Source organism: Sulfuricaulis limicola (assembly GCF_002355735.1).
Taxonomy (GTDB): domain Bacteria; phylum Pseudomonadota; class Gammaproteobacteria; order Acidiferrobacterales; family Sulfurifustaceae; genus Sulfuricaulis; species Sulfuricaulis limicola.
Genome location: NZ_AP014879.1, coordinates 855,933 through 872,140, shown reverse-complemented (window position 1 = coordinate 872,140; position 16,208 = coordinate 855,933). Strand labels below are relative to the sequence as shown.

General features: G+C 60.4%; 17 protein-coding genes. 10 read left to right on the top strand and 7 right to left on the bottom strand.

Annotated features, from left to right (window positions below):
- From SCL_RS04285 to SCL_RS04275, 3 genes are all read left to right on the top strand, one after another.
- A complete protein-coding gene (locus SCL_RS04285; protein ID WP_148664974.1) occupies positions 1-1,797 on the top strand; it encodes a hypothetical protein in 1,797 nt (598 codons plus the stop codon).
- A 130-nt stretch (positions 1,798-1,927) separates the two neighbouring features.
- Positions 1,928-4,699 (top strand): valine--tRNA ligase, encoded by a 2,772-nt coding sequence (locus tag SCL_RS04280; RefSeq protein WP_096361835.1) that lies wholly within the window; start codon positions 1,928-1,930, stop codon positions 4,697-4,699.
- Positions 4,700-4,747: 48 nt separating this feature from the next.
- Positions 4,748-5,467: a BamJ family beta-barrel-assembly machinery protein gene (locus SCL_RS04275; protein WP_096360078.1), complete on the top strand. Its 720-nt coding sequence runs from the start codon at positions 4,748-4,750 to the stop codon at positions 5,465-5,467.
- A 10-nt stretch (positions 5,468-5,477) separates the two neighbouring features.
- Here the strand turns inward: SCL_RS04275 and SCL_RS04270 are convergent, their stop codons facing one another.
- The 5 genes from SCL_RS04270 to SCL_RS04250 form a co-directional block, all read right to left on the bottom strand.
- Positions 5,478-5,882, bottom strand: a complete 405-nt coding sequence (locus SCL_RS04270) for a hypothetical protein (protein ID WP_096360077.1) — start codon at positions 5,880-5,882, stop codon at positions 5,478-5,480.
- A 19-nt stretch (positions 5,883-5,901) separates the two neighbouring features.
- Positions 5,902-6,315: an antitoxin Xre/MbcA/ParS toxin-binding domain-containing protein gene (locus SCL_RS04265; protein ID WP_096360076.1), complete on the bottom strand. Its 414-nt coding sequence runs from the start codon at positions 6,313-6,315 to the stop codon at positions 5,902-5,904.
- Positions 6,316-6,394: 79 nt separating this feature from the next.
- The gene (locus tag SCL_RS04260) at positions 6,395-7,978 is read right to left on the bottom strand and encodes a peptide chain release factor 3 (RefSeq protein WP_096360075.1); all 1,584 of its coding nucleotides are present in this window, start codon (positions 7,976-7,978) and stop codon (positions 6,395-6,397) included.
- A 209-nt stretch (positions 7,979-8,187) separates the two neighbouring features.
- Positions 8,188-8,394 (bottom strand): cold-shock protein, encoded by a 207-nt coding sequence (locus tag SCL_RS04255; RefSeq protein ID WP_096360074.1) that lies wholly within the window; start codon positions 8,392-8,394, stop codon positions 8,188-8,190.
- Positions 8,395-8,587: 193 nt separating this feature from the next.
- Positions 8,588-8,845 carry a hypothetical protein gene (locus tag SCL_RS04250; RefSeq protein ID WP_096360073.1) on the bottom strand — a complete coding sequence of 86 codons (258 nt, stop codon included), beginning with the start codon at positions 8,843-8,845 and terminating at the stop codon, positions 8,588-8,590.
- Between the two features lie 99 nt (positions 8,846-8,944).
- On the opposite strand from SCL_RS04250, the gene SCL_RS04245 reads away from it, so the two are divergent.
- Entirely contained in the window at positions 8,945-9,808 is an 864-nt protein-coding gene (locus tag SCL_RS04245; protein WP_096360072.1) for a tetratricopeptide repeat protein, read from the top strand.
- 178 nt (positions 9,809-9,986) lie between these two features.
- The gene (locus SCL_RS04240; RefSeq protein WP_096360071.1) at positions 9,987-10,520 is read left to right on the top strand and encodes a tetratricopeptide repeat protein; all 534 of its coding nucleotides are present in this window, start codon (positions 9,987-9,989) and stop codon (positions 10,518-10,520) included.
- Positions 10,521-10,549: 29 nt separating this feature from the next.
- Here the strand turns inward: SCL_RS04240 and SCL_RS04235 are convergent, their stop codons facing one another.
- Complete coding sequence (locus tag SCL_RS04235) at positions 10,550-11,740, bottom strand: cyclic nucleotide-binding domain-containing protein (RefSeq protein ID WP_148664973.1); 1,191 nt, start codon at positions 11,738-11,740, stop codon at positions 10,550-10,552.
- Between the two features lie 516 nt (positions 11,741-12,256).
- On the opposite strand from SCL_RS04235, the gene SCL_RS04230 reads away from it, so the two are divergent.
- Positions 12,257-13,225 carry a PDC sensor domain-containing protein gene (locus SCL_RS04230; RefSeq protein ID WP_096360069.1) on the top strand — a complete coding sequence of 323 codons (969 nt, stop codon included), beginning with the start codon at positions 12,257-12,259 and terminating at the stop codon, positions 13,223-13,225.
- 178 nt (positions 13,226-13,403) lie between these two features.
- Positions 13,404-13,628 (top strand): hypothetical protein, encoded by a 225-nt coding sequence (locus SCL_RS04225; protein WP_096360068.1) that lies wholly within the window; start codon positions 13,404-13,406, stop codon positions 13,626-13,628.
- 66 nt (positions 13,629-13,694) lie between these two features.
- Here SCL_RS04225 and SCL_RS04220 read toward each other — a convergent pair whose 3' ends face one another.
- Positions 13,695-14,219 (bottom strand): NUDIX domain-containing protein, encoded by a 525-nt coding sequence (locus tag SCL_RS04220; RefSeq protein ID WP_096360067.1) that lies wholly within the window; start codon positions 14,217-14,219, stop codon positions 13,695-13,697.
- A gap of 148 nt (positions 14,220-14,367) precedes the next feature.
- Here SCL_RS04220 and SCL_RS04215 point away from each other — a divergent pair, with 148 nt between their 5' ends.
- From SCL_RS04215 to SCL_RS04205, 3 genes are all read left to right on the top strand, one after another.
- Positions 14,368-15,159, top strand: coding sequence for a M48 family metallopeptidase (locus SCL_RS04215; RefSeq protein ID WP_197702705.1), 792 nt, complete (start codon positions 14,368-14,370; stop codon positions 15,157-15,159).
- Positions 15,160-15,341: 182 nt separating this feature from the next.
- Positions 15,342-15,851 carry a hypothetical protein gene (locus SCL_RS04210; RefSeq protein ID WP_096360066.1) on the top strand — a complete coding sequence of 170 codons (510 nt, stop codon included), beginning with the start codon at positions 15,342-15,344 and terminating at the stop codon, positions 15,849-15,851.
- A 132-nt stretch (positions 15,852-15,983) separates the two neighbouring features.
- Positions 15,984-16,208, top strand: coding sequence for a hypothetical protein (locus tag SCL_RS04205; protein WP_096360065.1), 225 nt, complete (start codon positions 15,984-15,986; stop codon positions 16,206-16,208).

Sequence of the window (16,208 nt, the reverse complement as noted above, 5' to 3'; positions counted from 1 at the left end):
ATGGAGACATCCGATCCCAAATACAAGCACAAGCCTTCCGAGAAACACACGCTCGAAGAAGTGCTGAAATCGCTGCAGGACCTGATCCGCAACGATCTGGCCGAGGGCGCTTCCGGCGCCGCCAAACCGGGATCAGCGCCGACGGAATCGCGCCAGCACGGGGGCGCATCGCCGGCAACTGCCAACGCCCAACCCCGCCGCGACAATACACCAGGCCTGCGGGAAGATTTTGCGCCGGTCGCGCCCGGCTCGGGACCGGTCAACCTCGATGCCGTGATGCGTTCGCTGAAGGACCTCATCGGCAATGAACTTAATGTCGGCGACACACCGCCGGCGGCGCCGGCGGAAACCGCGCCGGCATCGGCGCACGAAGAGTATCTGGCCACCGAGGAAAAAATCGAGGAGTACGTCCCGGAAGAGCTGGGCCGGCTCGATGATGTTCCTGATCTCGGCGCCGAATCCACCGCGCCGGGATCCGTTCCCGTCACGCCGACGCTGGCCGAGTCGTTCGCGCCTGTCGAGATTATCGAAGAAACCCTGCCGCAGGGGTTCACCCCGCTCGACGAGGAGTTGACGCTCGAGGAACTGGCGGAGGCCACGCCGCCACAGGCCGACGCGCCCGAAGAGATTATTGAAGAAACCCTGCCGCAGGGATTCGCCCCGCTCGACGAGGAGTTGACGCTCGAGGATTTGGCGGAGGTCGCTCCGCCCCCGCCGGCTTTGCCGGAAACGCCGGACCTTCCCGGAGAGATTTCACCTGAACTGGCCGTCGAACCCGGGATCACGCCACCGCCGTCGGCTCCCGAAGCCCCGCCCGTCACGAATGACAACATCGTGCCAGGTACGCAGCAGGAGATGTTTCTCGAAGAACTGCCGCCGATCGAGCTGCGCATGCCTCCGCCCGATGCCAAAACCGCGCCGGTAACTGAACCTGCGCCGGAACCGGAAACGTCCATGGCACCGGCGGCGGGCACACCGGAAACGGAGATCGACAAGCGCAATACAGAACAGGCGCTGCCGACGATTGAGGTCGAGGAAAATTTCGACACGGGCAATTACTTCAGCACGGCAGGGCCACCTGCGGAAAATCCGTCACCGGCATCGGAGGAACTTATTACCCTGGACGTGGAAATTTCCGGCGCCCCGGAAACGATGCCCCCGGGCGTCGCGACCCCGGCGCCAACGACGGGAGCTCCCCCGGCGTCGGAACCGCCGGCCGCGCCGGTGGAGAAAAAAATCACGCTTGAAATCGTCAGTGGACCGTTGCTCGACGATCCTCAAGACAGGTCCGAGGTGGACTTCGATACTCTCGGCCTCGAGCCTTCACCGCCGGAGCCGACCCCTCCCTTGGTCACCGCTGAAACACCGGCCCCGGAAACCGAATTGCCGGTTATCGTCGTGGAACCCGACCTGAGCCCGGTACCGGAACCGGAAACCCCGAAAACCCCGGAAAAGGCATCGGCCACAGAGATCAGGGCCGAAACGAGGCCCGCGGCGGAACCGCCCCCGGCAGCGGTGGAATCCGCTCCGAAGGGCGCACCGGAATCGTTCAATCTCGATGACATTCCGGTACTGAACGAAGTCGTGGCGCCACCCGCCGGGAGCGTGCCGACGCCCACCACGCCCCCGGCACCGCCGTTGCCGGCACCAGACCGCGCCCGCGACCTCGTGGTGCGCGCGGTAGCCAAACTCAATGTCGAGATGCGCAAAACCGGCGGGGCTGGACTCGACACCAAAACCATCCTGCGGCTGCAACAGCTGATACGCCAGGAGCTCGAAAAAAGCGGGGGAAAATGAACCGGCCAGACTTAATCAAGTGAAAAAATACCGATAACTCACTAGAATTCCGCCCGCTTTTCCAACTTTTACCGTTTCCATGAGCCAGAACCCGCAAAAACCCGCCGGTGGCGCGCCACCGGAGAACGCCCTGAGCAAGTCCTACGATCCGCACGCGATCGAGACGCGCATCTACGAGGCCTGGGAACGTGCCGGTTACTTCGCCGCCTCCGGCCAGGGCGCGCCCTACTGCATCATGATCCCGCCGCCCAATGTCACCGGCAGCCTGCACATGGGGCATGCGTTCCAGGACACGCTCATGGACACGCTCATCCGCTACCACCGCATGCAGGGCGACAACACCCTGTGGCAGGCGGGTACCGACCACGCCGGCATCGCCACCCAGATGGTGGTCGAGCGCCAGCTCGAGGCCGAGGGCAAGACGCGCCACGACCTCGGGCGCGAGGAATTCGTCAAGCGCGTGTGGCAATGGAAGGCCGAATCCGGCGGCACCATCACGCGCCAGCTGCGTCGCATGGGCGCCTCGCTCGACTGGTCGCGCGAGCGCTTCACCATGGACGACGGCCTGTCGCACGCGGTCACCGAGGTGTTCGTGCGGCTGCACGAAGAAGGGCTGATCTACCGCGGCAAACGCCTGGTCAACTGGGATCCGGTGCTGCACACCGCGGTCTCCGACCTCGAGGTCGTTTCCGAGGAAGAAGCCGGCCATCTGTGGCATATCCGTTATCCGATCGCGGGCACGAAAGAACATCTCGTGGTCGCCACCACCCGCCCGGAAACCATGCTTGGCGACACCGCCGTGGCGGTGCACCCGGACGACGAGCGCTATAAAAAATTCATCGGCAAGATGGTCGAGCTGCCGCTCACCGGCCGCAAAATTCCCGTCATCGCGGACGAGTACGTGGACAAGGAGTTCGGCTCGGGCTGTGTCAAGATTACTCCCGCGCATGACTTCAATGACTACGAGGTCGGCAAGCGCCATAACCTGCCGCTGATCAACATTTTCTTTTCCGACGCCGGCGTCAATCTGCCGGGCTCGCCCTACCACAACCTTGACCGTTTCAAGGCGCGCAAGCAGATCGTCGCCGACCTCGAAGCCCGGGGATTGCTGGAGCGGGTGCAGGATCACAAGCTTATGGTCCCGCGCGGCGACCGCACCGGTGCCGTGATCGAGCCTTTCCTCACCGACCAGTGGTACGTGAAAGTCGGCCCGCTGGCGCAGGAGGCCATCCAGTGCGTGGAAGACGGCCGCATCAAGTTCGTGCCGGAAAACTGGACCAAGACCTATTACGAATGGATGCGCAACATCCAGGACTGGTGCATCTCGCGCCAGATCTGGTGGGGGCATCGCATCCCGGCGTGGTACGACGCCGACGGCCATATCTATGTTGCGCGCAACGCCGCCGAGGCCCATGCCCAGGCCCGGAAAAAACACGGCCTGGAGGTCCCGCTGGAGCAGGACGAGGACGTGCTCGATACCTGGTTTTCCTCGGCGCTGTGGCCGTTCTCTACGCTCGGCTGGCCGGGGCAGACGAAAGAATTGAAAACCTTTTATCCCACGAGCGTGCTCGTCACCGGCTTCGACATCATTTTCTTCTGGGTCGCGCGCATGATCATGATGGGCCTCAAGTTCACCGGCGAGGTACCGTTCCGCGAGGTCTATATCCACGGTCTGGTGCGCGATGCCCACGGGCAGAAGATGTCGAAGTCCAAGGGCAACATTCTCGACCCGATCGATCTCATCGACGGCATCGATCTCGAAACCCTGGTCGCCAAGCGCACCCGGGGGCTGATGCAACCGCAGATGGCGAAGAAAATCGAGCAGGCCACGCGCAAGGAATTTCCCAATGGCATTCCCGCCTACGGCACTGATGCTCTGCGCTTCACCTTCGCCAGCCTGGCGACACAGGGGCGCGACATCAAGTTCGACCTCGGGCGCATCGACGGCTATCGCAACTTCTGCAACAAGCTGTGGAACGCCGCCCGCTACGTGCTGATGAACACCGAGGGCCAGGACTGCGGCCTGAGCGGCAAGATCGAACTTACCGCCGCCGACCGCTGGATCGTTTCGCGCCAGCAGGAAGTCGCCGCCGAGGTGGAATCCGCGTTCCGGGAATACCGTTTCGATCTTGCCTCACAGGCCATCTACAGTTTCATCTGGCATGAATACTGCGACTGGTATCTGGAACTCTCCAAGGTGGTGCTGACAGACACACACAGCCGGCCAGAACAACTGCGCGGCACACGCCGGACGCTGGTGCAGGTGCTGGAAACCGCGCTGCGTATGCTGCATCCCGTCATGCCCTTCATCACCGAAGAAGTCTGGCAGCGCGTGGCGAAGCTGGCGGGAAAGACCGGTGCCACCCTCATGCGCGAGCCCTATCCACGACCGGAAAGGAATCTGATCGACGCCGCGGCCAGCGAGGAGATGCGCTGGGCCATGGCCGTGATCACCGGCGTGCGCAACATCCGCGGCGAGATGGATATTTCGCCCGCAAAGCCGTTGCCTCTGATGTTCCAGGACGGTTCGCCGGCTGACAAAAAATATCTTGAGGCCAACCGCCCTTATCTCGCGGCCCTGGCGCGGGCCGAGTCCATCACCTGGCTCGACAAGGGACAGGAGGCGCCCGAATCCGCCACCGCCCTGGTCGGTCACATGAAGGTGCTCATCCCGCTCGGCTCGCTGATCGACAAGCGGGCGGAACTGGAACGTCTCGGCAAGGAAATGGACAAGCTCGAAAAGGAACTCGCCAAGGCGAAAACAAAGCTGGCCAATCCGGATTTCGTCGCGCGCGCGCCGCAAAACGTGGTCGAGCAGGAACAAGGCCGCGTGCAGCAATTTGAAACAGCGCTGGTCAATCTGCGCCACCAGCGCGTCAAGGTTGAGGCGTTGCCGGGCTGAGCCGGCGGCGCGTCAGTTAGTCCCCGACATTCACCACAAGGAGTCGTCATGAAAAACGGTTTTATATTCGGCCTGCTTGTCTTAACGCTTTCTCTCAATGCCTGGGGCAAGGAACCGGCGGGCGGTCTCAAGACGGACAAGCAGAAGTTCAGCTACAGCGCGGGTTACCAGATCGGACAGAACCTGAAGCGCCAGAACCTCGACCTCGATTCCAAGGCCTTCAGCCAAGGCGCGCAGGACGCGATCACCAACGCCAAATCGCGCCTCAAACCCGAGGAGATGCAGGCGGCGTTCCAGGCCCAGCAGAAAAAGGACATGGAAAAACAGGCGGCCGCGGCGAAAAAGAACCTGGACGCCGGTCAGGCTTTCCTCGAGGCAAACAAGAAAAAAGACGGCGTGGTCACGCTGCCCAGCGGGTTGCAATACAAGGTTATTACCGAGGGCAAGGGCAAGCAGCCAAAGAGTACCGATACCGTGGTCGCCCACTATCGCGGCACGCTCATCAACGGCACCGAGTTCGACAGCTCCTACCAGCGCAACGAGCCCGCGACCTTCCCGGTGGGTGGCGTGATCAAGGGCTGGCAGGAGGTGCTGCCGCTGATGAAGGAAGGCGCCAAGTGGCAGGTTTATATTCCATCCGAGCTTGCCTATGGCCCGCGTGGCGCCGGCGGAGAGATTGGCCCGAACGAAGTACTGATCTTCGATATCGAACTGCTTTCCGTGAAGGAAGCCGCGGCCGGAACGGAATCCAAAAAGGAAGAAAAATAAAAGGCGTTTCCTAACCCCGGCGCCGGAGTTTGTAGGATGTCATGTCCGGTACCAGCTCCGGACAGGGAACGGTGTCGAGGTCGCGGTACTTGCCGTTCGCGCGGTCAACGAGGGCGTGGATGTTTTTCACGTCCGCCGCGCCAGCGCCGTCCACGAGGCGCTGCAGGCCCAGCAAGCCGCCATGCTGGATTTTCACCAGCACGCTGTGCGGCATGCTGAGCAGGTCGTCCTCCGCTCCGAATGCCGGCAAGGCCGCAGCCTTCATCTGCTGGAACAATTTCTCGCAACGCTGATGTGCCGCGTCGGACTTGCATGCGATATCCGGTCCGCCACGACGCGTCACCTGTTCCGCCTTTTCACACCCGAACTGGCCGGTAATCAGGGTATTGCTGAAGGCGCATTTGTATTCGTCCATGCGTCAGTCGCGTCCGCGCCTAGCCCGGTTTGGCGCCGGAGCCGCTGATGTGCCAGTCGTAGGCACAGTCGAGATGCGTGCGCACCGCGATGATGCCGCCGAGCCCGTCCTCCAGCATCGCCCGCAGCGGCGTGCGATTGTCGAAGCGGTGATTGACCCGGTTCATCCAGATGTTGCCCATGTGCGCGTTATGCGGATAGGAGGTACGCAGGGCGTCGGCGATGCCGATGAGGTGCTCGATGCGCTCCATCAACTGCGCACTTTCCGGAAATGGCGTGCTCTGGCGGTATTGACGCACCGCACCGGGGCGCGTTCCTTCCGGCAAGGCCAGCAAGGCGATCTGCTCGGCGGCGCCAAGCCCCCAGCTGTCCAGCAGGCCGACAATGGCACGGGTCAGGGCGATTCGGTCTTCCAGGTTCATTTTCTGCGTCATGAATTCAGCATGGTAAAACGCGCTGGTGAGGGCTGTAAACGCACATCATTCATGATGACTTCGGCCGAAGGATACCGCTTCAATGCTCACGCGTGGCAAAAAAGCGGATTTGCGGCCAGCGCTCCATGGTCAGCTGGAGATTGACCAGGGTCGGCGCCAGATAGGTCAGGTTGCCGGCACGGTCGAGGGCGAGCCGGGTCTCGCCGTTACGGCGGAATTCCTCGAGCTTCTTCGGTTCGTCGCAGTCCACCCAGCGCGCCGTGGCGACGTCGATGTTGTCGTAGGTGCATTCCACGCCGTATTCGTGCTTCAGCCGATACGCCACCACGTCGAATTGCAGTGCGCCCACCGCCCCGAGGATGAGATCGTTGCTGATCAGCGGACGGAATATCTGCGTGGCCCCCTCCTCGCTCAGCTGGTCCAGCCCCTTCTGCAGGGCCTTCATGCGCAGCGGGTCGCGCAGCACCACGCGCCGGAAAAGCTCGGGCGCAAAGTACGGAATCCCGGTGAATTTGATGTCCTCACCCTCGGTGAAGGTATCGCCGATCTGGATCGTGCCGTGGTTATGCAGGCCGATGATGTCGCCCGCCCAGGCTTCCTCCACCTGCTCGCGCTCGCGCGCCATGAAAGTGATGGCGTTGGCGATCTGCACGTCACGGTTCAGGCGCACTTGGTGCATTTTCATGCCTTTGGTGTATTTGCCCGAGGTAATGCGCAAAAAGGCGATGCGGTCGCGATGCTTGGGGTCCATGTTCGCCTGGATCTTGAACACGAAACCGGTCAAGGCCGGCTCGTCCGGCGCGACTGTGCGGGTGAGGGTCGTGCGCGCGAGCGGCGGAGGCGCGTGCCGCACAAAATCGTCGAGCAGCTCGCGTATCCCGAAGTTATTGATGGCCGAACCGAAAAATACCGGCGTCTGCTCGCCGCGCAAATATTGCTGCGGATCGAAGGCATGGCTGGCGCCCTTGACCAGTTCGATTTCCGCGCGCAGCTCCGCGGCCTGCTCGCCGAGCATCTGGTCCAGCTCCGGATTGTGCAGCCCGCGGATCACCACGCCCTGCTGGATCTTGCCGCCGTGTTGCGGGCTGAAAAAATGCACGCTGTCCCCGGCCAGGTGATACACGCCCTTGAAGCGCCTGCCGCTGCCGATGGGCCAGGTCACCGGCGCGCAACGGATCCTGAGCACGGTTTCGACTTCGTCCATGAGCTCGACCGGATCGCGCGACTCGCGGTCGAGCTTGTTGATGAAGGTCATGATCGGCGTGTGCCGCAGGCGGCAGACTTCCATCAGCTTGATGGTGCGTTCTTCCACGCCCTTGGCTCCATCGATCACCATCAGCGCCGAATCCACCGCCGTCAGGGTGCGATAGGTGTCTTCGGAAAAATCCTCGTGGCCGGGCGTGTCGAGCAGATTGATGATGTGGCTCTGATACGGGAACTGCATCACCGAGGAGGTCACGGATATGCCGCGCTGTTTCTCGAGCTCCATCCAGTCGGACGTGGCGTGGCGCGCCGCCTTGCGTCCCTTGACCGAACCCGCGAGCTGGATCGCGCCGCCGAACAGCAGCAGCTTTTCGGTGAGCGTGGTCTTGCCGGCGTCGGGATGGGAGATGATGGCGAAGGTGCGGCGCCGGGCGATCTCGGAGGGGAAATCAGAGCTCATTTCAGAAACAAGAAAAAACAAAGCAACCGCAGATGAACGCGGATGGTAAGGAAGATAAACGCAGATGATTCAGGTGAATTATTGTTTTATCTGCGTTCATCCTGAAATATATCTGCGTTAATCTGCGGATAATTTATTTCATGGACTGGATTCAATCAAAAAAGAAACCCCGCCGTAGCGGGGTTTCCAGACAGACACTTGTGCCGGTCTTAGGCGTCGACGACGACCTTCGTCGCCTGCATGCCTTTCGGTCCCTTCTGGGACTCGAAGCTCACGCTCTGCCCTTCAGCCAGTGACTTGAAGCCGCTGCCCTGGATGACGGAGTGATGTACAAACACATCTTCGCCGCCGTCCTGCGGCTTGATGAAGCCAAAGCCCTTTGAATCGTTGAACCACTTAACGGTACCAGTACGCATTAATAACCTCGAAATAAAAGTAAGTTTTTGTGTTGCAGAGCGTGAAAGGATTTTACGGGAGCGATCTTTACAGCGGATCCACCGAAATACTGACATCAAACTGCAGCCCTGACACTATAGCCGATCATCTGCGGAAATACCACCTGCTGCCGGGGTTTTGGGGGGGCTTCCCCCAATATAAGGCCGGCGGGCGTCAACCACCGCGCCACAGGGCGCGCAGGCGGTATTTCGCCCGCATCGGGAAATCCAGTATCCCGCGGTGCCGGCGGACCTCGCGCAAGTACAGCTTGGCGGCCCGGAATCCGAGCCGGAACGAGCGCCGGAAGTACTCGACCTCCGTCAGGTGGCCGCCTTTCAGGGCGTGTTGAAAACCGGCGTTGAAACGGGCTTCCCGCAAAGAAGGTGGAATTTTGAGGCCTATGTCACGCGGCGTCGGATAGGTATACGGCATTATAATCTCCCGCAACGAGGGGCTTGCTTTCAATATAGACCTTTCCGGAACGGATGGTTTCCTTGCGCCTCCCGGAGGTCTTTGTAATATCGCGTAACCATGGCCAACTCCCCCTACGTCTTCGACGCCACAGCCGAGAATTTTCGCGTACTGGTGCTGGAAAATTCCGGCAAAGGGCCGGTATTGGTGAACTACTGGTCGCCGCGCGCCGGGCCCTGCCTGATGCTGATGCCGCGGCTCGTGCGTCTCGCCACCGAGTTCGGCGGGCGCTTCCTGCTGGTGATGCTCAACACCGACGAGTTCGGTCGCCTGGCGCGCGAGCACGGGGTCAACAGCCTTCCCACGGTCAAGCTGTTCCGGCACGGTAACGTGGTGGATACGCTGCATGGCGCCGAGTCGGAAGCGGTGTTGCGGGGATTCATATCGAAACACATCGATCGCGAAGCCAACGGCAAATACACCGCTGCGCTCCAGGCCTGGCAGCGCGGCGATCTGGATCAGGCAGTAACCCGGGCGGCGGAAGCGGCGCTGGCCGCGCCGGACGACCCGCGCTTCGCCATCGATCTGGTGAAGCTGCTGATACTGCAAAAGCGCTACTCCCGGGCCGATGATCTCATGAAATCCCTGCCGCGGGAGGTTCGACAACATCCGGAAATCCGCAATCTGTCGGTGCATGCCGGATTTCTCCGAACGGCAGGCGAAGCTCCACCCGTCGCAACACTGGAACGCGCCATTGCCGACAATCCTGATGATCTCGAGGCGCGCTATCAGCTTGGCGCCATCAAAATGGCCCAAGACGATTACGAAACCGCGATGCAACAGTTGCTGGAGATCGCCCGCCGCGACCCTGCCTATCGCGATCAGGCGGGACGCGACGGCCTGCTCGCCATTTTCAGTCTGCTGGGCGAGGATGACGAACGTGTCCGCCACTATCGGACCCTGCTGGACCAGACGCTGCACTGAATTGGGGCAATGACCAACGGGGGATCATGGCGGCGAATACCCGGAAAAAATCTGTATAAAATTTTGCCTCGACGGGTGGAATTGGCCGTTCGTCGGTCACATGGCATATCCCGGGACCACCATCGTCTATATACAGGGGATAGACGGCAACAAGGGGTCATTTTCGGGGGGGGGTTCCATGTCAGCCAGATCCACATGTCTTATTCTGTTTGTTTTAGTGTTGCTGCCGGCCGTGCCGGCAAACAGCGCCGGCCTGGACGACGCTGACGAGCGCCTGTTCAAGGTGCAACTGGCGATGGCCGAGAAAGGCGAGTCGCGGGCGCAATATTATCTTGGTGAAATGCATGAACAGGGATTGGGCACCAGGCAGGATGTCGACGAGGCATTCAAGTGGTACGCCAAGGCCGCGGAACAGGGCGACGCCATGGCCAAACGCAAACTCGCACACCGCCAGGAGATCATCAGCGAGATAAAGCAGGAACAGGAAGCCGAGAAGCTGGGATCCCCGGTACCAGCGACACCCCCCGTCAATACAGGAAACACCGCCAAAAGCGCCGTACCCTCCACACCAGCGACGGTCGCCCGGGCGGATCAGGACCGACTGGAACAGGACCGGATCAAGAAGGCCGCCGAGCGGGAGAAACGCCGCGCCATGGTGCGCGCCATGGTGCTCGAGCGCATGCGTAACCCGGTCGGGGGACTGTTCGAATAATCAAATCAGGACGGCGGCGCAAGCCAGCGTCATACCGCGCCGCCCAGCCGTCTGGATTCGACGGTGGACTTGATGACCTCGTCGATCAGCTTGTCGTCGATCCACAGGAATGCCGCGCGTGTCAGCGTGGAGACGGTATACATGCGCGGCTTCAGGCAGGATATCGGGTTGCTAGCCGTGGGTGTGCCGCCCTCGATGGTTTTAGGCATGCCGTCGGCCGCCACCAGCTCCACCGTCCCCTCGATGAGATAGAGATTCCAGCTGTCGTTCGTTCCCCGTTCCAGCAACGGGGTTCCGGGCGGGACCCTGTATACCATGCATTTTCCGGCGAGCGCCTCGAGCCTCGCGTGGTCCATGTCGCGGAACCGGGTAAATATCTTAAGCGTCCCGGGCTCCGCCGGCTCGGGTCGGCCCATCAGCGCGGAACCGATATTCCTGGGGAGCACGTTGTCATTGGCGTTATGCGACGCGTCCGCATCACCGGCCTTCGAATTCAGCGTCACCTGCCGCTCCGCACGCTTGTCGACATCGGCGTAGGGATCGTCAACAGCCTTTTCCGTCGCGGCAACGGCGTTGCGGCGGATATCCTCGATCAGGGTGAATTCCGCGGACTTGCGCATGCCCTTCTTGACGATGCCCTGATAGATCTTTTCCTTGAGAACACCGATCTCCGGGGTATAGCGCTTGCCCATGGGGATGCCGGCCAGCAAATTGAGAATTTCCACCACCGGCGTTTCCCGGTCGGCCGGCGTTACCGGACGATCAAGGTTCGCCGCATAATCGTCCAGTGTCCTGCCTCGGTCATAAAGCACGGGGCAATATACCGGGACATCGGGAGTCGAGGTATCCTTGTACTCCAGAAAAATCTCCATGCCGCGATAAATGCTTTTTTCCCGGTTCTTCTTCTGGAAGACGGTCAGATCCAGTTCCGTGGTTCCGGTCATCGGATACAGGCGACGTACGATATTTTTCTCAAGCAGCAGGGTCTCGGAACCCCACGGTCGTTTCTCCTGTGTCCGGTGAATGATGGCCAGGCGAAAATTTCCCTTCTCCGGGTTCTGCAGGTAGCTCATCAGGAAACGACGGTTGTAATCGGCAAACGCCCTGGTAAGTTTGGCGTCCACGACAAATTTTCCGTGCTGGTCATAAACACCCAGCTCGCCGTCGGAGGTCAGCACATAGAACCCGATCAATCCGGGAAATGATTTAATCGTTGCCATTTCCATTTTTACCCAAGACAGAATTCACCGGGTACCGGCCAGAAGCAAAAAATCCGCAAACTGCCGGTGACGGCTTCGCGTTACTGGCCCGGCCCGATCCCTGCCGTTTCAATTACCTCACTACCTTATCTTAGGTAAAAGCAAGGAATATGCCAGGAACGCCCTGATTTGCTGCCGGTTTTTCAAGGAAGCTCAACGGGAAAGGCACGGATAACTAAGAGGAATTTCTGAGAGGGGAAAATGCGGGCAGGTCATACCTGGTCATAAAACGCCAAATTGCCTATGGGATGCCCAAACAGGGCATGGTCATCGGGGCATGCATGCCGGGTGGATGGAACGAACAAGACCTCCAGGTGTCAGTGCTGACGGGATTTGCAGTACCTGGTGTCATTAAATGGTGAAATGACAGGCGTATTCGTCCAGTTACACTAAATCTTCCCAAAGTTCGCCCCTGTATAATCCATTGGAATTTTCCATCCAGGCCCCATAAGAAATTTTTAACTACACAAGGAAATCATGTCATTCATTCAACAGGCCGTCCTGGCCAAAAAAGCGGCGCTTGCCGAGGCCGTCAGCGAGCCGATGGCGCAACTCGGCACCCGCTGCGCCGATGTCTGGCCCGATGCCGATGCGCTCGATCGTCTCCTGCGCGAAACCATCGGGTCCATTCCCCACTGCCATTTGCTCTATGCCTGGGACCTCAATGGCATTGAAATATCATCCATGGTCCAGGCCAGCGGCGCCGACCCTTCGTGGCGCGGGCGCGATTTGTCGCAACGGCCCTACCTGAAAAACCACCTGCCGTTCAAGGGCGTGATGCTGTCATCCGTGTACATGAGCCAGTACGTGCCGAGACAGTGCATCACCGCGTTGCAAGCCGTCTCGCGCGATAATCACCTGCTCGGCTTCATCGCCGCGGATTTCGCGCTGGACGATCTGCTGCACGACTCGCGCCTGACGGCGCCCGACATTCACTGGCAACAGTTCCGCGGCGATCCGGCGGTGCGCGGCACGGTGTTCATGCAGGAACGCGCGCCGAGCCTGCTGGACCAGCATATTGACGAGGTGCTCGATCTTATTCATCAGCTTATGAGCCATCACGGCGTGTTCCACAGCAAGATTCATTTCTCCAGTGGTCGCTGCTCGCTGTGGCTGTTCGACGACCCTTATAATTACCGGCTGCACCGGGTCGACGAAATTGTCAACCCGGATTTCTGCCTGGCCTACCCGGTCCGCCCCTACCCGGAGAACGCCAAGGTCTCGCCGGACCAGATCCGGCACGTGCTGGACGAGTTCAAGGCCCTGCGTTTTGCCGATGAAACCATCTACCTGCGCTCCAGCTCCCTCAACATCATGAACGGCCTGGTGGGACTTACCTTCTCCTGCGACGGCTCGCACTACATGCCGGTCGAGGAGTTCATGGAGAAGGACCTGTCCTTCTGGCTCGGCTCGCTCAACATAAAACCGGAAGTCGCCGCTGTCTGATCCGGCCTGGTGGCGCCTGAAATACGCCGCCGGACGAACGCCGACATCAGCGTTATACGACTGGCGGTTGCTTCCCGAATTTGTCTATACTTGAAAGCGGGTGATGATAAACAATCACCGCTTGAGTCTACGGATGTCCAGTACCCATCAGTGCAGCAACCGAACTGGAGGTAGACGAATGAAGACGGTAAATCTGCAGTTGATCACCATCGGTCTGGAGAACGGGCAACAAGGGGTTTTTATCGGGGTACCCCTGATCACGGAGGCAAACAGCGAGATCGACAGTCAGGTGGAGGAGATCTGGTTTTCCGGCGTCCAGGAAATTCCGGATGACCTCAGCGTCAATAAACTCATGCATCTGATCGCGAGCCAGCTCTGCCGCTGCAGAGCCTCATTGCAGTAAACGCCGGTTCGCGTTTTTTCCTGTATCTCCGGGCCGGGCATGCCGGTCCCCAGCGGCTTTTTTCCCCTACTTCCCTTCGCACCATTCCCGGGCACGAAACAGACCTGCCAGGGTTTTCGCATCCGTGATCTCGCCTGATCGCGCCTGTGCCACAGCCTGCGCGAAGGGAACCCAGTGCACCTCGAAAACCTCATGCGGCTCGGCACCAGCCGGCGTGGCGCGCAGCTCGCGCGCCAGAAACAGATGCACCACTTCGGTGAAGACGCCGGGCGAGCTGACGATTTTCCCGAGCGGCTCCCAGCGCACCGCCTGCACGCCGGCTTCTTCCTGCAGTTCGCGCTGCGCGGTCGCGAGCGGCGGTTCGCCCGCATCCAGCTTGCCGGCGGGCAGTTCCCACAGCCACCCGCCCACGGCGTGCCGGTACTGGCGCAACAGGCATACCCGGTTTTCCGCATCGAGGGCCACAACCGCCGCGCCCCCGGGGTGGCGCACGATCTCGAACTCGGCCTCGGCGCCATTGGGAAGCGTGACCTGTTCCAGAAAAAGCTCGATGATTTTTCCGCGGTAAACCAGCGTTTCCTTATCTGTCACGTTTTCCTCCCGCCACCCTCAAACGAAATGGCAAAATGGCATTCTAACGATAAAACCGGCCCGGGACCGCCTGAATCAGGTAGTGGAACCCGGGCGCACAAGGGGTAAAATTGTGGGCCGGATCCGTGCCGTTAAGGACAACACAGACATGAAAATCATGCGTCAGCGGATGATCATGATGCCTGCCGGTGCCGTGCTGGTTACGGTGCTTATGGTCGCCTGCGCTACGGTCCCGGAGACCGGACGTTCCCAGCTGCAACTCGTCAGCCCGGCCCAGGAAACGCAGCTGGGTTTCCAGGAATTCGAAAAGCTCAAGAAATCCACACCCATCTCCAAGGACGCGGCAGCCACTGCCCAATTGCAGCGCGTCGGAAAACGCATCGCCGCCATCGCGCCGCTACCCAATGCACAGTGGGAGTTCGTGCTGTTCGACCAGCCCAACACACCCAACGCCTTCTGTCTGCCGGGCGGCAAGGTCGGGGTCTTCAGCGGAATCCTGCCCATCACCAAGGACGACGCCGGTCTCGCGACCGTGGTCGGGCATGAAGTGGCGCATGCCGTGGCGCGCCATGGCGCCGAACGCATGTCGGAGGGCACCCTGTTTCAGATACTCGAGGAGCTGGCGTTGGGACGTTCATCGCCGGCGACGCGCCAGGTCGTGCAACAGGCATACGGTCTCGGCCTCGCCCTGCCGCATTCGCGCAAACAGGAACTGGAGGCTGACCATCTCGGCCTGCTGTACATGGCGCGCGCCGGGTATCAGCCGCGCGAGGCGCTCGGCTTCTGGAAACGTTTCGCGGAATACAAGAACAAGAACGGTGGCGGCAAGCAGATTGAGTTCCTGAGCACACACCCACTCGACGACCAGCGCATCCGGCAGATTGAAGGGTTAATACCACAGGCAGAGATGGAGTACCGCAAACCGGCCAACACGCCATAACCACAAATTTTTTGTTATTCCTGCTCCGGTTTTAATTCACGCGTTTTTTGTCTCGTTGAAAATCCTCTTTTCTGCCGCATTAGCTTAAGCAGCCAATTCTGGCAGCAAGTACAGGCAATCGTTGCAGGAATTGACGCGCGTGCGTCGCCTGATGACGGTCACAGCCGGTACAAGGAGGCGCCATGTTTCATCGCAGACTGTATTTCATCGTTCCTGAAGAATCACATGCCGTACAAATCGTGGCTGATCTGGAGGCGACCGGGGTGGGCCGGCAGCACATCCATGCGATTGGCGGCAAAGGCACGACACTGGAAAAATTGCCCGCGGCGAACGAGCACCAGCGGCGCGATACCGTGTGGCTCCTGCAACGGATTGTGTGGACGGGCAATCTGGTGTTGTTTGCCTTGGGAGGGATCGGCCTGATCATTTCCGCGACTCAGGACTCCTTGACCGGAGCCATCCTGTCATTCGCCGCGATGACGCTCACACTCACCGCGGGCGTCCTGTTTGCAACACGCGTACCGGACACGCATCTCGATGAGTTTCGCGGCGTACTGTCACACCACGAAGTGCTGCTCCTGGTGGACGTGCCGAAACTGCGGGTGGCGGAAATCGAGGAACTGATCTCCCGTCGTCACCCGGAGGCAACGGCGGGCGGCACCGGCTGGACCATCGAGGCGCTGCAGATATAAGCCGGGTTTATGTCCGCGGCGCACGCGCGGTTATGCCGATGGAAAGCCACATGAAAAATGACGTTGTACCGCTGATGGCATGCGCGTATAGCTGTGAACCGGATCCACGCTTTGTCTCAGGAGGAGACCGCCATGTTCAACATCGTTTGCAGAACGGACCCTATCAGCGGCAAGGACCTATCCAGTATTACCGGCTTGCCAAACGTCATTCATCGCAGCGACGAAACCAGTGTTACGATTTATTTCGAGTCGGAGAACAACCGGCATGCCTATCTGGAAATGCCGGTGGAGCATCCGACCAGCGAGCATTCCGTGAACCTGGACAATCCCACCGATGAGATGATCGACGAGGGTTGA

What these genes read in the sequence shown, in the direction of transcription:
- SCL_RS04265 (WP_096360076.1), bottom strand. Translation starts at nt 6,315, where the DNA reads ATGACGCAGAAAATGAACCTGGAAGACCGAATCGCCCTGACCCGTGCC.
- SCL_RS04215 (WP_197702705.1), top strand. Translation starts at nt 14,368, where the DNA reads ATGAAAATCATGCGTCAGCGGATGATCATGATGCCTGCCGGTGCCGTG.
- SCL_RS04240 (WP_096360071.1), top strand. Translation starts at nt 9,987, where the DNA reads ATGTCAGCCAGATCCACATGTCTTATTCTGTTTGTTTTAGTGTTGCTG.
- SCL_RS04230 (WP_096360069.1), top strand. Translation starts at nt 12,257, where the DNA reads ATGTCATTCATTCAACAGGCCGTCCTGGCCAAAAAAGCGGCGCTTGCC.
- SCL_RS04250 (WP_096360073.1), bottom strand. Translation starts at nt 8,845, where the DNA reads ATGCCGTATACCTATCCGACGCCGCGTGACATAGGCCTCAAAATTCCA.
- SCL_RS04235 (WP_148664973.1), bottom strand. Translation starts at nt 11,740, where the DNA reads ATGGCAACGATTAAATCATTTCCCGGATTGATCGGGTTCTATGTGCTG.
- SCL_RS04275 (WP_096360078.1), top strand. Translation starts at nt 4,748, where the DNA reads ATGAAAAACGGTTTTATATTCGGCCTGCTTGTCTTAACGCTTTCTCTC.
- SCL_RS04225 (WP_096360068.1), top strand. Translation starts at nt 13,404, where the DNA reads ATGAAGACGGTAAATCTGCAGTTGATCACCATCGGTCTGGAGAACGGG.
- SCL_RS04245 (WP_096360072.1), top strand. Translation starts at nt 8,945, where the DNA reads ATGGCCAACTCCCCCTACGTCTTCGACGCCACAGCCGAGAATTTTCGC.
- SCL_RS04255 (WP_096360074.1), bottom strand. Translation starts at nt 8,394, where the DNA reads ATGCGTACTGGTACCGTTAAGTGGTTCAACGATTCAAAGGGCTTTGGC.
- SCL_RS04270 (WP_096360077.1), bottom strand. Translation starts at nt 5,882, where the DNA reads ATGGACGAATACAAATGCGCCTTCAGCAATACCCTGATTACCGGCCAG.
- SCL_RS04210 (WP_096360066.1), top strand. Translation starts at nt 15,342, where the DNA reads ATGTTTCATCGCAGACTGTATTTCATCGTTCCTGAAGAATCACATGCC.
- SCL_RS04285 (WP_148664974.1), top strand. Translation starts at nt 1, where the DNA reads ATGGAGACATCCGATCCCAAATACAAGCACAAGCCTTCCGAGAAACAC.
- SCL_RS04260 (WP_096360075.1), bottom strand. Translation starts at nt 7,978, where the DNA reads ATGAGCTCTGATTTCCCCTCCGAGATCGCCCGGCGCCGCACCTTCGCC.
- SCL_RS04205 (WP_096360065.1), top strand. Translation starts at nt 15,984, where the DNA reads ATGTTCAACATCGTTTGCAGAACGGACCCTATCAGCGGCAAGGACCTA.